A 2,321-nucleotide genomic window follows, 5' to 3' on the forward strand; every position below is an offset into this window, starting at 1 on the left:
GCCGCGGCCTGCCCCTCCGGCCCGGCCGCCGCCCCGTACGGCCAGCGCCGCGACCCCTGTCGGATGCGGACGCGGCACCAGCCCCCGCAGCGCTTGCCCGGAGATCTCCTGGAGCAGCTCCGCCAGCGTCCCGGTCAGGTCGGGCGCCAGTTCGTCCGCGAGCGCGAGGACGGACGCCCGGTCCCGGGTGAGTGCGAGCGGCACCCGCGCGTCGAAGCGCAGCGCGTGCTTGAGCGCGTGGAAGCCGTCCAGCAGCACGCTGCTCCCAGCCAGCTCGCGCCACTGCCGCAGCGCGGCACTCTCCTCGGCGCTCACGCCGTCAGCCCTTCGCTCATCCCGTCAGCGTACGGACGCTCCGTCGCCGCTCCACTGCTGCGGCGGCACGGGTGCGGACTCCGCAGCGCCGTCGACGCCGCCCTCCGTGTCCTCGCGAACGCCCGCGCGACCGTCGGGACCTCCGCGCCCGCCGTCCCCGCGCCCCCGGCCCAGCCGTAGGCGCAGCCGCCGCGAGCCCCCCGAGGCGCGCGCGCCCAGCCACAGGAGTGCGGCCGTGGGCAGGAAGACCGCGTCCGCCGCGATCATCGCCATGGAGAAGAAGGGCAGCCCGAGCAGCACGGAGATGCTGAGGTGCTCGGTGATCATGGCGGCGAGCAGCACGTTCTTGACGCGCCGGTTGAAGAGGGTGAAGGGGAAGGCCACCTGCACGGCGACCGTGCCATAGGTGATCAGCAGGATGACGAGGCCGTTGCCCGCCAGCACCGAGTTGAGCTCGGGCCAGGGCGCGAAGTAGTCCAGGTGCATCGGGTAGTAGACGGCGGTGCCGTCCTGCCAGCGGGAGCCCTGGATCTTGTACCAGCCCGCCGTCGAGTAGATCAGGCAGACCTCGGCGACGATGACCAGCAGCGCGCCGTTGTGCGCCAGGTTGGCGATGATGTCGCAGACACCGCGCGCCTCGCTTCCGGGCCCGTACCGGTTGACCAGCCACCAGACCGCCTGCGCCGCCCACAGCAGCCAGCAGAACAGACCCCAGCCGAGGCTGAGCCCGCCGGTGACCGTGGCGCCGGCCAGGACCGCCCCGAGGAGCGTCCACAGCACGACGCCGGTCACATCCCGCTCGTTCCGCAGCCCGGCCCGCTGCCTGCCCAGTCGGCGGGCGTCCAGGGACCAGACCTGGCCGCACCGGGTCAGCACCAGATACATCGAGATCAGGTGTATGACGTTGTCGCCGCCGTCGCCCATGAAGACGCTGCGGTTCTGCAGCGCCAGCACGCCGATCATGAAGAGCACGGAGGAGGTACGGGTGCGCCAGCCGAGCAGAAGAGTGACCGAGGCGGCGATGGCCAGGAGGTAGACGCACTCGAACCAGCCCGCGCTGTCGGACCACAGGAGCACCGTGAACGCGTGATTGGAGTCGATCAGCCGTTCTGCCAGCTCCCAGCTCCAGGGCCCGTCCGGTCCGTACATCTCGTGCCGGTGCGGCCACTCGCGGAGCAGGAAGAAGAGCCAGGTGGCGGCGAAGCCGATGCGGACGACGGCGGTCTGGTACGGGCCGAGCGCAGCGCCTGTGACGCGGGCGAGGCCGCGCGAGACCGCCCTCTCGAACCTGGTGGGTGCCGCGGGCTCCGCGTGCTCAGCCGGGGGCTGGGGCTGCGGGTGAGGCTGCGGCTGCGGCTGATCGGCCGGCTGCTGATCGGTCACTTGTCCCATCCCCCCGGAAGGTCTGCGCTGGCGATCTGCCACCAGGGCTGCACCTGGTACTCGGTCTTCGAGTCCGTCTTCTCGTCACTCCAGGAGGGGGGCCTGACGGGCGTCGTCGCGGAGCGGACCTGTATTCGCTCGACCGTTCCGCCGTTGAGCTCGGAGCCGAAGCGCAGCATCACTATTCGCTTGATGTAGCTCTCGGACAGCTCGCCGCGCAGGCCGAGGGGCTTGCCCTTCTCGTCGTGCGAGCCGCGGTAGAACTCCCAGCCCCTGCGGAGTTCGTTCTGCTCCGTGTGGCTGGGCGCGAGGCTGTGGTCGATGGCCTTGCCGTCCATCTCCGAGAGGTTGACCCAGCCGGTCGTCTCGGTGCGGCCGTCGTCCTTCGCGACGCGGGCGCGTGCGTGCACGTGGATGTTCTGCTGGAGGGGGTTGGGCGCGAAGAGCTTCCAGTTCTGCTCGAACTCGGGATAGACGTAGTCGTCGATGCCCTGCCCGTGCTTCTTGCTGAGCGTGTTCGAGGGAGCTACGTGCAGGAAGACCATGGACAGGTGGACGGCGACGGCGAGGACCGCCGCCGCGGCGGCCACGGCAACGATCGTGCGGCCGATGCGGGACAGCCC

2 protein-coding genes and 1 pseudogene are annotated in these 2,321 nt (G+C 70.9%); all 3 read right to left on the reverse strand.

What is annotated here, in order from left to right; genetic code table 11:
* Nucleotides 1-315: pseudogene (locus tag ACRDP3_RS10080) on the reverse strand (TrmH family RNA methyltransferase); the annotation flags it as partial.
* A gap of 24 nt (nt 316-339) precedes the next feature.
* Nucleotides 340-1,707: an HTTM domain-containing protein gene (locus ACRDP3_RS10085; protein WP_431516532.1), complete on the reverse strand. Its 1,368-nt coding sequence runs from the start codon at nt 1,705-1,707 to the stop codon at nt 340-342.
* Complete coding sequence (locus tag ACRDP3_RS10090) at nt 1,695-2,318, reverse strand: DUF5819 family protein (RefSeq protein WP_431516533.1); 624 nt, start codon at nt 2,316-2,318, stop codon at nt 1,695-1,697. The genes ACRDP3_RS10085 and ACRDP3_RS10090 overlap by 13 nt, the downstream gene beginning before the upstream one ends.
* Nucleotides 2,319-2,321 lie beyond the last annotated feature (3 nt).

This window comes from Streptomyces sp., from assembly GCF_050698815.1.
Lineage (GTDB): Bacteria > Actinomycetota > Actinomycetes > Streptomycetales > Streptomycetaceae > Streptomyces.

Bases quoted from the DNA above. Each gene is read 5' to 3' on its own strand.
- ACRDP3_RS10085 (WP_431516532.1), bottom strand. From the start codon at position 1,707: ATGGGACAAGTGACCGATCAGCAGCCGGCCGATCAGCCGCAGCCGCAG.